This is a genomic window from Micromonospora sp. NBC_00362 (assembly GCF_026342155.1).
Taxonomy (GTDB): Bacteria; Actinomycetota; Actinomycetes; order Mycobacteriales; family Micromonosporaceae; genus Micromonospora; species Micromonospora hortensis.
On sequence record NZ_JAPENH010000001.1, the window covers coordinates 6459895 to 6474679 of the forward strand.

General features: G+C 73.3%; 19 protein-coding genes. 17 read left to right on the forward strand and 2 right to left on the reverse strand.

Going from position 1 to position 14785, the window contains the following annotated elements:
* The first annotated feature begins 20 nt into the window (after positions 1-20).
* From lspA to OG992_RS29910, 5 genes are all read left to right on the forward strand, one after another.
* Complete coding sequence (lspA, locus tag OG992_RS29890) at positions 21-635, forward strand: signal peptidase II (RefSeq protein ID WP_238686001.1); 615 nt, start codon at positions 21-23, stop codon at positions 633-635.
* On the forward strand, positions 632-1576 hold the full coding sequence (locus OG992_RS29895; protein ID WP_091407730.1) for an RluA family pseudouridine synthase: 945 nt from the start codon (positions 632-634) through the stop codon (positions 1574-1576). Before lspA ends, OG992_RS29895 begins: the two co-directional genes overlap by 4 nt.
* A gap of 42 nt (positions 1577-1618) precedes the next feature.
* On the forward strand, positions 1619-2650 hold the full coding sequence (locus tag OG992_RS29900; RefSeq protein ID WP_266304892.1) for a hypothetical protein: 1032 nt from the start codon (positions 1619-1621) through the stop codon (positions 2648-2650).
* Between the two features lie 95 nt (positions 2651-2745).
* A complete protein-coding gene (locus tag OG992_RS29905) occupies positions 2746-4449 on the forward strand; it encodes an AAA family ATPase (protein ID WP_266304893.1) in 1704 nt (567 codons plus the stop codon).
* A 55-nt stretch (positions 4450-4504) separates the two neighbouring features.
* Entirely contained in the window at positions 4505-5329 is an 825-nt protein-coding gene (locus tag OG992_RS29910; protein ID WP_266304894.1) for a DUF2567 domain-containing protein, read from the forward strand.
* Here OG992_RS29910 and OG992_RS29915 read toward each other — a convergent pair.
* Positions 5244-5951, reverse strand: coding sequence for an LON peptidase substrate-binding domain-containing protein (locus OG992_RS29915; RefSeq protein ID WP_266304895.1), 708 nt, complete (start codon positions 5949-5951; stop codon positions 5244-5246). The two genes, OG992_RS29910 and OG992_RS29915, sit on opposite strands and share 86 nt — an antisense overlap.
* Before the next feature lie 106 nt (positions 5952-6057).
* On the opposite strand from OG992_RS29915, the gene hisD reads away from it, so the two are divergent.
* The 12 genes from hisD (at position 6058) to hisF (ending at position 14268) form a co-directional block, all read left to right on the forward strand.
* The gene (hisD, locus tag OG992_RS29920) at positions 6058-7380 is read left to right on the forward strand and encodes a histidinol dehydrogenase (RefSeq protein WP_266304896.1); all 1323 of its coding nucleotides are present in this window, start codon (positions 6058-6060) and stop codon (positions 7378-7380) included.
* Complete coding sequence (locus OG992_RS29925) at positions 7377-8450, forward strand: histidinol-phosphate transaminase (protein ID WP_238686007.1); 1074 nt, start codon at positions 7377-7379, stop codon at positions 8448-8450. The genes hisD and OG992_RS29925 overlap by 4 nt, the downstream gene beginning before the upstream one ends.
* Positions 8447-9058: an imidazoleglycerol-phosphate dehydratase HisB gene (gene hisB / locus OG992_RS29930; protein ID WP_030334475.1), complete on the forward strand. Its 612-nt coding sequence runs from the start codon at positions 8447-8449 to the stop codon at positions 9056-9058. Before OG992_RS29925 ends, hisB begins: the two co-directional genes overlap by 4 nt.
* Positions 9059-9116: 58 nt before the next feature.
* Entirely contained in the window at positions 9117-9287 is a 171-nt protein-coding gene (locus OG992_RS29935; protein ID WP_167362522.1) for a hypothetical protein, read from the forward strand.
* 13 nt (positions 9288-9300) lie between these two features.
* Complete coding sequence (hisH, locus tag OG992_RS29940; RefSeq protein WP_266304897.1) at positions 9301-9933, forward strand: imidazole glycerol phosphate synthase subunit HisH; 633 nt, start codon at positions 9301-9303, stop codon at positions 9931-9933.
* 36 nt (positions 9934-9969) lie between these two features.
* Positions 9970-10293, forward strand: coding sequence for a hypothetical protein (locus tag OG992_RS29945; protein WP_238686008.1), 324 nt, complete (start codon positions 9970-9972; stop codon positions 10291-10293).
* Between the two features lie 14 nt (positions 10294-10307).
* Complete coding sequence (priA, locus tag OG992_RS29950) at positions 10308-11033, forward strand: bifunctional 1-(5-phosphoribosyl)-5-((5-phosphoribosylamino)methylideneamino)imidazole-4-carboxamide isomerase/phosphoribosylanthranilate isomerase PriA (RefSeq protein WP_091407754.1); 726 nt, start codon at positions 10308-10310, stop codon at positions 11031-11033.
* Positions 11030-11419: a RidA family protein gene (locus tag OG992_RS29955; RefSeq protein ID WP_238686009.1), complete on the forward strand. Its 390-nt coding sequence runs from the start codon at positions 11030-11032 to the stop codon at positions 11417-11419. Before priA ends, OG992_RS29955 begins: the two co-directional genes overlap by 4 nt.
* 81 nt (positions 11420-11500) lie before the next feature.
* Positions 11501-11947: a MarR family winged helix-turn-helix transcriptional regulator gene (locus tag OG992_RS29960; RefSeq protein ID WP_091407758.1), complete on the forward strand. Its 447-nt coding sequence runs from the start codon at positions 11501-11503 to the stop codon at positions 11945-11947.
* A 5-nt stretch (positions 11948-11952) separates the two neighbouring features.
* On the forward strand, positions 11953-12384 hold the full coding sequence (locus OG992_RS29965) for an organic hydroperoxide resistance protein (RefSeq protein WP_274531454.1): 432 nt from the start codon (positions 11953-11955) through the stop codon (positions 12382-12384).
* Positions 12385-12431: 47 nt separating this feature from the next.
* Positions 12432-13427 (forward strand): NADP-dependent oxidoreductase, encoded by a 996-nt coding sequence (locus tag OG992_RS29970; protein WP_238686011.1) that lies wholly within the window; start codon positions 12432-12434, stop codon positions 13425-13427.
* A gap of 73 nt (positions 13428-13500) precedes the next feature.
* Complete coding sequence (gene hisF / locus OG992_RS29975) at positions 13501-14268, forward strand: imidazole glycerol phosphate synthase subunit HisF (protein ID WP_112582731.1); 768 nt, start codon at positions 13501-13503, stop codon at positions 14266-14268.
* Positions 14269-14273: 5 nt separating this feature from the next.
* Here hisF and OG992_RS29980 read toward each other — a convergent pair whose 3' ends face one another.
* Positions 14274-14735 (reverse strand): hypothetical protein, encoded by a 462-nt coding sequence (locus tag OG992_RS29980; RefSeq protein ID WP_196924558.1) that lies wholly within the window; start codon positions 14733-14735, stop codon positions 14274-14276.
* Positions 14736-14785: the final 50 nt, after the last annotated feature.

Sequence of the window (14785 nt, forward strand, 5' to 3'; positions counted from 1 at the left end):
AGACTGTCGATGGGGAGCGCATGACCGCAGTACCGTCCGCCGAACCCGGCCGCACCGATCCGGGCGGCGGGACCCGCCGGCCCCGGGCCGTCGCGATTCTCGCCGGAGTCGCCCTGGTGGCCTTGGTGGCCGACCTGGTCACCAAGCACCTCGCGCTGGCCGCGCTGACCGACCGGGAGCCGGTCCGCCTGCTCGGCGGGTTCGTCTACCTGAGCCTGACCCGCAACAGCGGCGCGGCCTGGAGCATCGGCGCGGACCACACCTGGGTCTTCCCACTGATCACCATCGGTGTGGTCGGCTGGATCGTCTGGATGGCACTGCGGCTGCGCTCGCTGCCCTGGGCGGTCTCGCTCGGCCTGGTGCTGGGTGGCGCGTTGGGCAACCTCGTCGACCGGATCTTCCGGGCGCCGTCCCCGTTCCACGGGCACGTGGTCGACATGATCAGCCTCTTCGACCCGTACGGTCAGGTCTGGCCGGTGTTCAACCTGGCGGACAGTTCGCTGGTCTGCGGTGTGCTGCTGGCCGTCCTGTTGGAGCTGACCGGCCGCCAACGTGACGGCCGACGGGCGGGGCGCGACGGCGACCCGGCCACCACGGACGCCACGTCGGGCGCCGAGCAGCGGGAGCGGGCATGACCTCCGCGTTCGCCGCTGGCGGCGACCACCGTTCCCTTCCGGTTCCGGACGGCCTCGACGGCATGCGCCTGGACCAGGCCGTGTCCCGCCTGTTCGGGCTCTCCCGCACCGCCGCCGCGGCCCTTGTCGACGCCGGGGACGCGCTGGTCGACGGCTCCGCCCGGCCCAACTCGCACAAGGTGAAGGCCGGCTCCTGGCTGGACGTCACGCTGCCCGCTCCGGTGGCACCGCCGACAGTGGTGCCGCAGGCGGTGCCCGGCCTGCGGGTGGTCTACGCCGACGACGACATCGTCGTGGTCGACAAGCCGGTAGGGGTGGCCGCGCACCCGAGCCCCGGGTGGACCGGGCCGACGGTGATCGGCGCGCTCGCCGCGATCGGGCACCGCATCTCCACCAGTGGCGCCGCCGAGCGCCAGGGCGTGGTGCACCGACTCGACGTGGGCACCACCGGGATCATGGTGGTGGCCAAGAGCGAGCAGGCGTACACGGCGTTGAAGCGGGCCTTCAAGTACCGCGAGGTCGACAAGGGTTACCACGCGGTGGTGCAGGGTCACCTGGACCCGCTGCGGGGCACCGTCGACGCGCCGATCGACAGGCACCCCACCCACGACTACCGCTGGGCGGTGGTCTCCGGCGGCAAGCCGAGCATCACCCACTACGACACACTGGAGGCGTTCCCGGCGGCGAGTCTGGTCGACGTCCGGCTGGAGACCGGCCGGACCCACCAGATCCGGGTGCACTTCTCCACACTGCGGCACCCCTGCGTGGGTGACCTCACCTACGGCGCCGATCCGACCCTCTCGGCCCGTCTCGGCCTGGCCCGACAGTGGCTGCACGCCCGCGAACTGAGCTTTTTGCACCCCCGAACGGGGGACGAGGTCCGGTTCGTCAGCGACTACCCTGACGACCTGGACCGTGCGCTTCAGATCCTGCGTGACTGAGCGGCGACCGCCCGACACCGTTCCACAGAGGGGATCCCGCCCGTGCGCGCCGGCAACCTGCTGCGGCAGCTGGACCAGCGCTTGCTGCCGCCGCTGACCCGGGCCGTGGCCCGGCTGGGCGACCGGTCGGCGCGCTCCGGCGTGCTCAGCTGGGCCGCGGTCCTCTCCGCGGCGGCGGTGTTGGGCACCGCCGTCTGGGCCGTCGACGACACTCCGGTCGGCGACCGGACGGTCGGCGAGGTGACCCGGGTCGGCGTTGCCGACGGCGACTCCGTCCCCGGCTACCTGCGGTCCGCCGCGGCCGACCTGGCCGCGCTGCCCGCGTCGCCGCCGGCCGCCGAGGGCGGGACGTACGCGCTGGTCACGCTCGACGCGTACCTTCCTCCGCAGCGGCTGGCGACGGTGCTCGGCGACGTCGGGGTCTCGACAGTCTTCGGGCGGGTTCCGCTGCCCGGCCGGCAGACCGAGATCGTCAAGATCCCCGCGCTGCGAGTGCCCGACGACGTGGTCGCCGGAATGGAACAGGTGGCGGCGCGCAAGGAGACCGAGGCTGCCGACTATCGGGCCAGGGCCGCCGCGGTCGACGGCGACGGGGTGGGCGAGCGGGAGTTGCGGGAGCAGTACGTTGGCGGCGCCGAGGTGGCCGCCGCCGAGGCGGCCGCGTACCGCACCGGCTGCGCCTGCGTCTACGCGGCGGTGGTTCGCGCGACGCCGGTGGCGCTGCGTGGTGTCGCGGCCCGGCCGGATGTACGGGCGGTCGACCCGGCCCCCGAGGTGTACCGGCTGGACCGGACGGTCTTCACGCCGCCGCTGCCCGAGCAGCGTGACGTGGTGCGTCCGCCGGCCGACACCGGGCCGAGCCCCGCACCGACCCGGTCCGAGCGGCCAGCACCGATGATCAGCGCACCGGCGCCGTCGACCCCAGTGGGCGAATCGTCGGAACCCGCACCAGTCGTGACGATTCCGTCACCCGAACCGTCGAAGCCGGAGCCCACCGAGTCGGCAGCGCCGAGTGTCACCACCTCGCCGGACGCCACCCTCGCCGAGCCGTCGCCGCCATCGCCGTCGTCGTGATCTGCGCCGGCTGGTGTGCGCTCTGAGGTGTGGTCCGAATAGGGTTGGGTTCGTAGCCTGTCAGACAGAGATCGATGGCGCTGGGAGGGCGGGCCGTGGAGGGCAGTGAGACCGGCTGGGGCCGGCCGGCCGAACCAGCGCCGCGGTGGCGCGCGCTGTTGGACCGTGCCCGGCTGGGCGGTCGCGGCGCGGAGCAGACCGAGCCGGAGCGGCGCGGCGAGGAACCGCCGCCGGACCCGCTGCCACGGCGTGCGGCCCCCAACGGCTACGCCGGGCGGGCACCCGCCATCGGGCATCCGGCCGACCTGTCGTACGGCGCGGAGCCTGCTTACCGGGCCGAGGCGACCTACCGGGTCGACCCCGCCTACCGGGCCGAGCCGGACTACCGGGCCGAGCCCGCGTATCGGACCGAGCCGGGTTATCGGGCCGAGCCGGACTATCGAGCGGAGCCCGCGTACCGGACCGAGCAGCCGGACTACCGCGCCGAGCCGGACCATCGGGCTGAGCCGGGCTACCGGGCCGAGCCGGGCTACCGTGCCGAGCCGGACTATCGTGCCGAGCCGGGCTACCGCGCCGAGCCGGACTATCGTGCCGAGCCGGGCTACCGTGCCGAGCCGGGCTACCTCGCCCCGCCCGGCTATCGGGCCGAGCCCGACTACCGGGCCGAGCCCGACTACCGGGCCGAGCCGACGTATCGGGCCGAGCCCGAGCCGCCGGCACGCGACCCCGACCCGGTCCCGTCGCGCTACGCGTTGCTGGACAACGGCTACCGACCGGGCGACCCGCCGTTGGAGTCGCGGTACGCCCTGCTGGAGACCGGCTACCAGCCGGAGACCGGCTACCCGGCCGCTCCGCCCCCGCCGGTTGCCCCGCCGGTCGCCGTGCCGGTCACACCGCCCGTCCCGCCACCACCCGCCCCGGCGGTCGGCTCGGCGGTCGCCGAACGTGCCTACCCGACCCGGATCGAATGGCGCCCACCGGCCGTCGACCAGGAGCAGGAGCGCGCCAACGGGGTGCTCCAACGGGACCTGGGCACGCCCCGGGTGTTCGCCTTCGCCAACCCCAAGGGCGGGGTGCACAAGACGACAGCCACAGTGCTCGCCGCGGCGACGGTTGGCAGCGTCCGCGGCAAGGGCGTGCTGGCCTGGGACGACAACGAGCTGCGCGGCACCCTCGGCCTGCGCGCCGGCAGCGCCCGGCACGCCCGGACGATCCGGCACCTGATCAGCGACCTGGCCCAGATCGAGATCCTGGAGGGCGCGACCCTGCTGGACCGGCTGGACGACTACCTGCGGCACGCCTCCGACGGCTCGTACGACGTGCTGGCCGGCGAGGAGAGCCCGCGCTTCGCCCAGCGACTGGACCAGTTCACCGTCCGACGGGTGCTGGAGCTGCTGCGGCGCACCCACGACGTGGTCTGCGTGGACACCGGCAACAACGTGGAGAGCCCCAACTGGCGCACTGTGATGCAGGCCGCCGATCAGCTGGTGGTGACCACAGTGCCCCGGGAGGACGCGGCGTTCAGCGCGGACTGGATGCTCGACCTGCTGCACGAGGAGGGCATGGGCGAGTTGGCGGACAACGCGATCACCCTCATCTCCTGCCCGACCCCGGGTCGCTCGACGCTCCAGGACGACCTGGAGCGGCACTTCGCCACCCGTACCCGGGGCGTGGCCGTCGTGCCGTACGACCCGGCTCTGGAGACCGGGTCGTCGATCGAGTACCACCAGCTCCAACCGGAGACCCGGCAGGCGTGGCTGCGGGCCGCGGCGATGATGGTGGAGCCGTTCGCCCGGTGAGCTGGTCTGCCGCCACCGGAGCCCGGCCGCGCACCGGGCCTGAGAGGATCATCGGGTGAGCCCGGACAACCCCGACCGTGAGCGGCCCGTCGACGAGCCCGACCAACCCGCGCCACCCCGTACGCCGCACGCGCAACACCCGGAGGTCGACAGGTCGACCGGGGCGGCGCCGGGCGAGTTCGGTGCGGGCCACCTGCCGGCGGCGTACCAGAGCTCGCTGGAGCTCCGGTTCGACGAGCCGCGTCGTCCGCTGCGTGCCCTGGCGGCGGTGCTGGGCGTCGTACTCGCGCTGGCCGCGCTGGGTGTTCCCCTCGGGCTGCTCTGGGCCGCGCTCGCGCCGGACACCCCGGTGCTCAAGACCGCCGAGGGGGCGATCTACGCCGAGCCGCAACCGGAGCAGCCGATCGCCGCCGACGGCTGGTTCAGCCTGCTCGGGCTCGCCTTCGGGCTGCTCGTGGCATTCGCCCTGTGGTTCGTGCTGCGTCGGTGGCGCGGCCCGGTCGGGTTGCTCGCCGCGGTGCTCGGCACCCTGGTCGCCGCGCCGGTGGCCTGGCAGGTGGGACGGCGGATCGGTCTGGCCGCCTTCGACCGGCTGCTGGCGACCGCCCCGGCCGGGCAGGCCTTCAGCAAACCCGCCGACCTGCGGGCCGGTGGAGTGGACTGGCTGCTCGGCGTGCTGCCGGTGCCGCATGGCAACCTGCTGCTGCCGGCGTTCGGTGCCGCGGTGATGTACACCCTGCTGGCCGGTTGGTCGCGGTGGCCGGGTTTACGCCCGGAGCCCGAGCCGGGGGAGTTCAGTTGGGTGTCGGCGGGGACGCCAGCTCCGACAGCGGCACCGGAACCGCCCGCACCTGACGCAGCAGAGCCGCCTCGCGGTTGAGCAACCGCAGCTCGGCGCGGAGCCGGGAGGCGGTGTCGTCGATGGCCAGCAGCCGTTGCCGGTCGTCGACGGTGAGCGCCGCGGTCGCCGCCACCAGGTGCGAGAGCACTGTCGGGTCCTCCGGCAACTGCTCGGAGATCTCCTCCGGGTCGGAGCGGATCAGGCCGAGGTACTGCCGGAAGACCGCGATCACCCGGGCGGCCAGCAGATCGGCCACCTCGTCCGGGCCGCCCGGGTCGGGCAGCCACTCGACGTCGGCGGTCAGGTAGGGCTCGGCGCTGTCGTCGATGTCGGCGATGCGGAACCGGCGGCGGCCGACAGTGACGATGTCGAAACCACCGTCGGTCAACTCGGTCACCTGGCGCAGCTCGGCGGTGCAACCCACCTCGTGCAACGTCACCTCGCCGGCGCTCGACCTGGCCGGGGCGCCGGCGGGACCGGCGGGCGCGACCTCCCAGCCGGCCTGGATGGCCACCACGCCGAACTCGCGCGGGGCACCGTCGGGCAGGCCGACCAGGTGCCGGACCAGCGCCCGGTAGCGCTCCTCGAAGATGTGCAGCGGCAGCACCAACCCGGGAAAGAGCACCGTTGCGAGCGGGAAAACCGGCAGCCGTGCGGTCACATGGTCGAGCCTAACCAATCTCGCCCCCGGGGGCGTGGCCCGGCTCACCGTCCCGGCGGACGGGCGGCTCGGGTGGACGTCGGGCCGGCCGCCTAGACTCGCAAGGGTGCTGAATCGGATCGACCTGCGCGACGGTCTCGGTGACCCGCGCCGCCTGCTGCCCCGTGCCCAGCTCGACGTGTCCGTCGCCGTCGAGCGCATCCGGCCCCTGGTGGAGGCGGTCCGTGAGCATGGCTACCCAGCGATCCGGGAGGCCAGTGAACGGTTCGACGGCATCTCCCCGGAGGTGCTGCGGGTGCCGGTCGAGGCGATCACCGAGGCGGAGGGGGTGCTCGACCCAGCGGTGCGTGCCGCGCTGCTGGAGTCCATCGCCCGGGCCCGTCGGGTGCACGACGACCAGCGGCGCACCGACCACACCACGAAGGTGGTGCCCGGTGGCACCGTCACCGAGCGGTGGCTGCCGGTCGACCGGGTTGGCCTCTACGTGCCCGGTGGCCTGGCGATGTACCCGTCGACTGTGGTGATGAACGTGGTGCCCGCCCAGGCGGCCGGGGTGCGCTCGCTGGTGGTGGTCAGCCCGCCGCAGAAGGACAACGGCGGCCTGCCCGATCCCCGGGTGCTCGCCGCGTGCGCGCTGCTCGGCGTCGACGAGGTGTACGCGGTGGGCGGGGCCCACGCGGTGGCGATGCTGGCGTACGGCGCGGCGGTGGACCCGGCGGGTGAGCTGCGGTGCGACCCCGTCGACCTGATCACCGGCCCCGGCAACATCTGGGTGACCGCCGCGAAGCGGCTGCTGCGCGGCGTGGTCGGCATCGACGCCGAGGCCGGGCCGACCGAGATCGCCATCCTGGCCGACGACACCGCCGACCCGGCGCACGTGGCCGCCGACCTGATCAGTCAGGCCGAGCACGACCCGCTCGCCGCGAGCGTGCTGGTCACCCCGTCGGTGGCGTTGGTCGAGGCGGTCGAGGCGGAGTTGGCCCGGCAGGTGCCGGCGACCAAGCACGCCGAGCGGGTCACCACGGCGCTGACCGGTCAGCAGAGCGGCGTGGTCCTGGTCGACGATCTCGAGGCGGGGCTGCGGGTGGTCGACGCGTACGCGGCCGAGCACCTGGAGATCCAGACGGTCGACGCCCGGGAGTGGGCGCTGCGGGTCCGCAACGCCGGGGCGATCTTCGTGGGCGCCTGGTCGCCGGTGTCGCTCGGCGACTACTGCGCCGGCTCCAACCACGTGCTGCCCACCGGCGGCTGCGCCCGGCACTCCTCCGGCCTGTCGGTGCAGTCCTTCCTGCGCGGCGTGCACCTGATCGAATACACCGAGGCCGCGCTGCGCGAGGTGGCCCCGCACGTGGTCACCCTTGCCAACGTGGAGGACCTGCCCGCGCACGGCCAGGCGGTCCAGGCCCGTTTCCCGGGAGGGGCGGCGTGACCAGCCTGGACGATCTGCCGATCCGGGCCGACCTGCGGGGGCTGTCGCCGTACGGGGCGCCGCAGTTGGACGTGCCGGTGCGGCTCAACACCAACGAGAATTCCCACCCGGTGCCGGAGCCGGTGGTCGAGGCGATCGGCAAGGCGCTCGCGGCCGAGCTGCGCGAGCTGAACCGCTACCCGGACCGGGACGCTGTGGCGCTCCGCGCCGACCTGGCCGAATATCTCGGGCACGGGCTCACCGTCGAGCAGGTGTGGGCGGCCAACGGCTCCAACGAGATCCAGCAGCAGCTGCTCCAGGCGTTCGGCGGGCCGGGGCGCACCGCGCTCGGCTTCGTTCCGGCGTACTCGATGCACCCGCTGCTGGCCCTCGGCACCGGCACCCGGTGGGTGCCCGCCGCGCGCGGCGTCGACTTCGGGTTGACCGCCGAGGAGGCGGTCGCCCAGGTCCGCGAGCACAGGCCGGACGTGGTCTTCCTCTGCTCGCCGAACAACCCCACCGGCACGGCACTGGACCCGGCGGTGATCGCCGCGGTGCTCGACGTCGCGCCCGGCATGGTGGTCGTCGACGAGGCGTACGCCGAGTTCGCCCGACCCGGGACGGTCAGCGCCCTCGCGGTGCTGCCCGGCCACCCACGGCTGGTGGTCACCCGGACGATGAGCAAGGCGTTCGGCTTCGCCGGTGGCCGGCTGGGTTACCTGGCCGCCGACCCGGCGGTCGTGCGGGCGGTGCAGCTCGTCCGTTTGCCGTACCATCTCTCCGCGCTCACCCAGGCCGCCGCACGCGCGGCGGTAGCCCACCGCGACGCCCTTCTCGGTACGGTGAGCGCGATCATGGCGCAGCGGGACCGGATCGTGGCGACGCTGCGCGAGCGGGGGTTGCGGGTCGCCGACAGCGACGCCAACTTCGTGCTCTTCGAGGTGGGCGGCGACCAGACCATCGTCTGGAACGCCCTGCTGGCGCAGGGGGTGCTGGTCCGTGACGTCGGCCTGCCCGGCTGGCTGCGGGTGACCGCCGGCACCGCCGCCGAGACCGACGCCTTCCTTTCTGCAATGGAGACTTCGCAATGAGTCGGACCGCCCGGGTGGAACGGATCACCAAGGAGACCAAGGTCCTCGTCGAGATCGATCTCGACGGCACCGGCGCCGCCGAGATCAGCACCGGCGTCGGCTTCTACGACCACATGCTGCACCAGATCGCCCGGCACGGCGGCTTCGACCTGACCGTGCGCACAGTGGGTGACCTGGAGATCGACGCGCACCACACGATCGAGGACACCGCGCTCGCCCTGGGTGCGGCGTTCGACCAGGCGCTGGGCGACAAGGCCGGCATCCGGCGGTACGGCTCGGCGACAGTGCCGATGGACGAGGTGCTGGTCAGGGCCGCGGTGGACCTCTCCGGTCGGCCGTACGTGGTGCACGACGAGCCGGTGCTCGCCCCGTACATCGGGCCGGTGTACGCGACCAGCATGACCCGGCACATCTGGGAGTCCTTCGGCCAGGCGGCCCGGGTCACGCTGCACGTCGACGTGCTGCGGGCGGCCCGGCCGGGTGGTCACCCGGACGCGCACCACGTGGTGGAGGCGCAGTTCAAGGCGGTTTCCCGCGCGTTGCGTGAGGCCACCTCGATCGACCCGCGGTCGGCCGGGGCCATCCCGAGCACGAAGGGCGCGCTCTGATGAGCGCGGGGAGTGCAGCGCAGCGGAGCCCCGCAGTCGCGACTGGAAGGTGGCTCTGATGGGTGCCGCGTTGCCGACGTTGCTGCTGATTCTGGCCGGGGTGCTGGTGGGCGGCACCTGGTCGCTCTACCGGCAGGGCGCGCCGAAGGCCGCCGTGCTGATCACCGCGGCGCTCGCGGTGCTCGCCACCGTCGCCGGGGTGCTGCGGCTGCTGCCGGAGAACGGGTGATCGGGGTGACGACATGAGTGGCGTGGTGGTGCTCGACTACGGCTCGGGCAACCTGCGCTCGGCGGAGCGGGCGCTGGCGGCCGCCGGAGCGGACGTCCGGGTGACCGACGACCTGGCCGCGGCGGCTGCCGCCGATGGTCTGGTGGTGCCGGGTGTCGGCGCGTACGCGGCGTGCATGGCGGGGATCGAGGCGCTGGACGCTGGCCCGGTGATCGCCGAACGGGTGGCTGCCGGCCGGCCCGTGCTCGGCATCTGCGTGGGCATGCAGGTGCTCTTCGAGCACGGTGACGAGCATGGAGTGGTGACCAAGGGGCTGGGGTTGCTGCCCGGCGGGGTGACCCGGCTGGCTGCCACCCGGTTGCCGCACATGGGCTGGAACACGGTCCGGGCGCCGCGGGAGTCGGTGCTGTTCGCCGGGTTGACGGAGCGGAGCCGGTTCTACTTCGTCCACTCGTACGCGATGGGCGACCCGGCGGCCCTGGCCGCTGCCGGTGCCACGGTGACCACCGCCCACCACGACACGGATTTCGTCGCGGCGGTGGAGCGTGGCTCGTTGTCGGCGGCCCAGTTCCACCCGGAGAAGTCCGCCGACACCGGTGCCGCGCTGCTGCGCAACTGGCTCGCCACGTTGCCCAGTGGTGACTGAGCGCCGTCGCGCGGTGCCCGAGCGACGGGCGTCGCGGTGAGCCGGGAGCGCGCCCGCCGGCGGGCGGAGCGGGAGGCGGAGCAGGCCCGGGAACGGGCGGTCCGGCAGCGCCAGGTCGCCCGGCGGCAACGCCGCCGCGCCGTGGTCCGCACCTTGACGCCGCGGCTGCGGCGGGGTCGCTCCGGGCGGCTGGCCCGGCACACTCGGGGTGAGCGGGCCGCGATCGTGCTGCTCACCGGCGCGGCGTTGTTGCTGATCTGGACGTTCGTCGACAACCTGGCGTTGCGTATCGCGCTGATCGTGCTCTTGCTGCTCGTACTGCCGGCGATCGTGGTGATCGCCCTGGACCGTCGTACCTGATCGAGGAGAAGACCTTGAGCCTCACCCTGTTACCCGCCGTGGACGTCGCTGACGGCCGGGCCGTCCGGCTCGTGCAGGGCGCCGTCGGAAGCGAGAGCATCTACGGCGACCCGTTGGACGCGGCGCTGGCCTGGCAGCAGGACGGCGCGGAGTGGATCCACCTGGTCGACCTGGACGCGGCGTTCGGTCGGGGCACGAACGCGCACCTGCTCGCGGAGGTGGTGCGCCAGTTGGACGTGAAGGTGGAGCTCTCCGGCGGCATCCGTGATGACGAGTCGCTGCGCGCGGCGCTGGGCACCGGTGCGGCCCGGGTGAACATCGGGACCGCCGCGCTGGAGGACCCGGTCTGGTGTGACCGGGTGGTCGCGGAGTACGGCGACCGGGTGGCCATCGGGCTGGACGTGCGGGGTCACACCCTGTCGGCGCGGGGTTGGACCCGCGACGGTGGTGACCTGTACGAGGTGCTGGAGCGGCTGGACAAGGCGGGCGCGAGTCGGTACGTGGTCACCGACATCACCAAGGACGGCACGATGCGTGGGCCGAACCTGGATCTGCTGCGCGAGGTGTGTGCCCGTACGGACCGGCCGGTGATCGCCTCGGGTGGTGTGTCCACCCTGGACGATCTGCGGGCGCTGGCGACCCTGGAGTCGGCCGGGGTGGAGGGCGTGATCGCCGGCAAGGCGCTCTACGCGGGTGCCTTCACTGTGGCCGAGGCGCTGCGGACGCTGGCCGAGGCGTGACGACGACCCGGCTGGGGTCGGGCGGCCCGTGGGAGCAGCGCTACGGGTACTCCCGGGTGGTCCGGGCCGGTGAGCGGGCCTGGACGGCCGGTTGCACGTCGACTGTGGACGGCCGGGTGGTGCACGTCGGTGACGCGGCCGCGCAGACCGCGCAGGCGCTGCGGATCGGGTTGGCCGCGCTCGCCGAGGTGGGTGCGGAGCCGGGCGATGTGGTCCGGACCAGGATGTACGTGACGGACCGGCTGCACGCCGACGAGGTGGGCCGGGCGCACAACGTGGTCTTCGGCGCGGTCCGGCCGGCGGCCACCCTGGTGGTGGTGGCCGGTCTGCTGGACCCGGAGCACCTGGTCGAGGTGGAGTTGGAGGCGTACCTCGGCGATCGCTGAGGTGCTGCGGCGGGCGGCCTGCTGGGCCGTCCCTCGGCCCGATAAGTTGTGCACAACTTAATTGTGGGCTACGGTTCAGCGGTGACCGATGACCTGGTGCTGCGCCGGCAGGTGTGCTTCGCGCTCTACGCCGCGTCGCGCGCACTGACCGACGTCTACCGGCCGATCCTCGACGAGGTCGGGTTGACCTACCCGCAGTACCTGGCGCTGCTGGTGCTCTGGGAGCGTCCCGACGACGCCCCCACGGTGTCCGAGTTGGGCGCCGAGCTGCGGCTGGACTCCGGCACGCTCTCCCCGCTGCTCAAGCGGCTGGAGGGGGCGGGCCTGGTGGTGCGGCGGCGGTCGGCCCGCGACGAGCGGCGGGTCGAGGTGGGCCTCACCGAGCAGGGCCGGGCGCTGCGCGAGCGGGTCTGCGACGTCCCGCTGCGGATCGCGCAGGCCACCGGGCTGGGCTTCGACGAGCTCGTCGCGCTGCGCGACACCCTCACCCGGGTCACCGACACCATCCACCGACAGAAGGAGCAGTGACCACCATGCAGGTTGTCTACACCGCGTCCGCGACCGCCACCGGCGACGGCCGGGACGGCCACGTCGAGACCTCCGACGGCACGTTCACGCTCGACCTGGCCGTGCCGAAGGAGATGGGCGGCGCCGGTGGCGCGGCCAACCCCGAGCAGCTCTTCGCCGCCGGTTACGCGGCCTGCTTCCACAGCGCGCTGCGGCTGGTGGCCCGACGCGCCAAGGCCGACGTGACCGGTTCCGTGGTCGGCGCTGAGGTGGGCATCGGCCCGAACGGCAGCGGGGGCTTCGGGCTCACCGTGCAGCTCGTCGTCGACCTGCCCGCCGCGCCCCGCGAGGTCGCCGAGCAGATCGTCGAGCAGGCCCACCAGGTCTGCCCGTACTCCAACGCCACCCGTGGCAACGTCGACGTCACCCTGACCGTCCGCGAGACCCTGTCCGCGTGACCTCGCGGCCCCAGGCACCCATCCGCGGACGAGAGGACGACCACTCCGTGACCAGCAACCGCGAGATCCACCTGGCCAGCCGCCCCCAGGGCTGGCCCACCGAAGACACCTTCCGGCTCGTCGAGACCGAGGTTCCGACGCCCGGACCGGGCCAGATCGTGGTCCGCAACCAGTACATGTCCGTCGACCCGTACATGCGTGGGCGGATGAACGACGTCAAGTCGTACGTGCCGCCGTTCGCGCTCGACGCGCCGCTCGACGGTGCCGCCATCGGTGAGGTGGTGGCCAGCGAGGCGGCGGACATCGCCGTCGGGACCACGGTCCTGCACGGGCTGGGCTGGCGGGAGTACGCGCTGCTCGACGCCACCGCGGCCCGCCCCGTCGACCCGAGCATCGCCCCGGTCAGCGCGTACCTGAGCGTGCTCGGCATGACCGGGTTGACCGCGTACGCCGGTCTGCTGGAGGTGGCCGCGATGAAGCCCGGCGAGACGGTCTTCGTCTCCGCCGCGGCCGGCGCGGTGGGCAGCCTGGTCGGCCAGATCGCCAAGCTCAAGGGCGCCGGCCGGGTGATCGGCAGTGCCGGCTCGCCGGCCAAGGTCGAGCGGCTGCGGGCGCTGGGCTTCGACGCCGCCTTCGACTACCACGACGGGGTCCGCGAGTCGCTGCGCGCGGCCGCCCCGGACGGCGTCGACGTCTACTTCGACAACGTCGGGGGTGACCACCTGGAGGCCGCGATCTCGGCCATGAACCTGCACGGCCGGGTGGCCATCTGCGGCATGATCGCGCAGTACAACGCCACCGAGCCGCCGGCCGCCCCGCGCAACCTGGCGCTGGTCATCGGCAAGCGGCTCACCCTGCGCGGCTTCCTGGTCAACGACCACAACGACGTGCGGGCGGCGTTCGTACGCGACGTCTCGGGCTGGCTGCGTGACGGCACGCTGTCCTACGACGAGACGATCGTGGACGGCATCGAGAACGCTCCGGAGGCGTTCATCGGCGTGCTGCGCGGCGACAACCTCGGCAAGATGCTCGTCAAGGTGTGACCCAGGCCTCTCTCGCGGCGGTCGACCCGATCGGGTCGACCGCCGTGCCGCGTGCGGAGGATAGGCTCGCGGCATGACGGTGGCGGTACGGGTGATCCCCTGTCTGGACGTGGACGCCGGGCGGGTGGTCAAGGGGGTCAACTTCCTCGACCTGCGTGACGCCGGCGATCCGGTGGAGCTGGCCGCCGCGTACGACCGGGCCGGCGCTGACGAGTTGACCTTCCTCGACGTCACGGCGTCCTCCAGCGACCGGGGCACCATGCTCGACGTGGTGCGCCGCACCGCCGAGTCGGTGTTCATTCCGCTGACCGTCGGCGGTGGGGTCCGGCAGGTCGCCGACGTGGACACGCTGCTGCGCGCGGGCGCGGACAAGGTCGGCGTGAACACCGCCGCCATCGCCCGTCCGGAGTTGATCGCCGAGATCGCCGACCGGTTCGGCCGGCAGGTGCTCGTGCTCTCCCTCGACGTGCGGCGCTCGCCGAACGGCGGCACGCCCAGCGGCTTCGAGGTCACCACCCACGGGGGCCGGCGTGGCACCGGCATCGACGCCGTGTGGTGGGCGCACCGGGGTGCCGAGCTGGGCGCGGGGGAGATCCTGCTCAACTCGATGGACGCCGACGGCACCAAGGCGGGCTTCGACCTGGAGTTGATCGCCGCGGTGCGCGCGGTGGTGGACGTGCCGGTGGTGGCAAGTGGGGGTGCCGGCGAGGTGGCCCACTTTCCGCCGGCGATCGGCGCCGGCGCGGACGCGGTGCTGGCCGCCAGCGTCTTCCACTTCGGCGAGCTGACCGTCGCCGAGGTCAAGGACGCACTGCGCCTCGGCGGCCATCCGGTGCGCTGAGCCGCTCAGCGCTCGCCGGAGTGCCCCTCCGGTGACCGCCGGGGCGACGGGATCGACCGCACCGCGTATTCCTGGACGGCAGCCGCGTGGTCAGCCTCGTCCAGGATCCAGTCCGCGCTGCCGGGCGCGTGCCGGCGGGTCAACACACCCTGCACCGTGTCCACCATGGTCGCCACCCCCGCGCGCGGGCGGGTACGCCAGAGCTGCTCACCCTCGGCGGTGATCCGGAACCAGCCGTCGGCGACGCTGACCAGCCCGGCGCCGACCAGCCGCTGGACCGCGGCTTCCACCTCGTGTCGCTGCGGAATCGCGTGGTTGAGGTGGTCGGCGGTGGAGAGCACGTCGGTCAGGCGGACGCCCTCCGGCCGTCGGCTTGTCGCCGATCGACGATGCCGTCCGGCCCCGCTCGCGATGACGAGCGACACGAAGATCCAGGCATCGTTCCAGCGCCAACCGTTCTCCCCCATGCAGAGATGATGACGGCGCGCGTCACGGAAGGGAACACCCACCCACGAAC

What these genes read in the sequence shown, in the direction of transcription:
- lspA (WP_238686001.1), top strand. Translation starts at nt 21, where the DNA reads ATGACCGCAGTACCGTCCGCCGAACCCGGCCGCACCGATCCGGGCGGC.
- OG992_RS29895 (WP_091407730.1), top strand. Translation starts at nt 632, where the DNA reads ATGACCTCCGCGTTCGCCGCTGGCGGCGACCACCGTTCCCTTCCGGTT.
- hisB (WP_030334475.1), top strand. Translation starts at nt 8,447, where the DNA reads ATGAGTCGGACCGCCCGGGTGGAACGGATCACCAAGGAGACCAAGGTC.
- OG992_RS29935 (WP_167362522.1), top strand. Translation starts at nt 9,117, where the DNA reads ATGGGTGCCGCGTTGCCGACGTTGCTGCTGATTCTGGCCGGGGTGCTG.
- hisH (WP_266304897.1), top strand. Translation starts at nt 9,301, where the DNA reads ATGAGTGGCGTGGTGGTGCTCGACTACGGCTCGGGCAACCTGCGCTCG.
- OG992_RS29965 (WP_274531454.1), top strand. Translation starts at nt 11,953, where the DNA reads ATGCAGGTTGTCTACACCGCGTCCGCGACCGCCACCGGCGACGGCCGG.
- hisF (WP_112582731.1), top strand. Translation starts at nt 13,501, where the DNA reads ATGACGGTGGCGGTACGGGTGATCCCCTGTCTGGACGTGGACGCCGGG.
- OG992_RS29980 (WP_196924558.1), bottom strand. Translation starts at nt 14,735, where the DNA reads ATGGGGGAGAACGGTTGGCGCTGGAACGATGCCTGGATCTTCGTGTCG.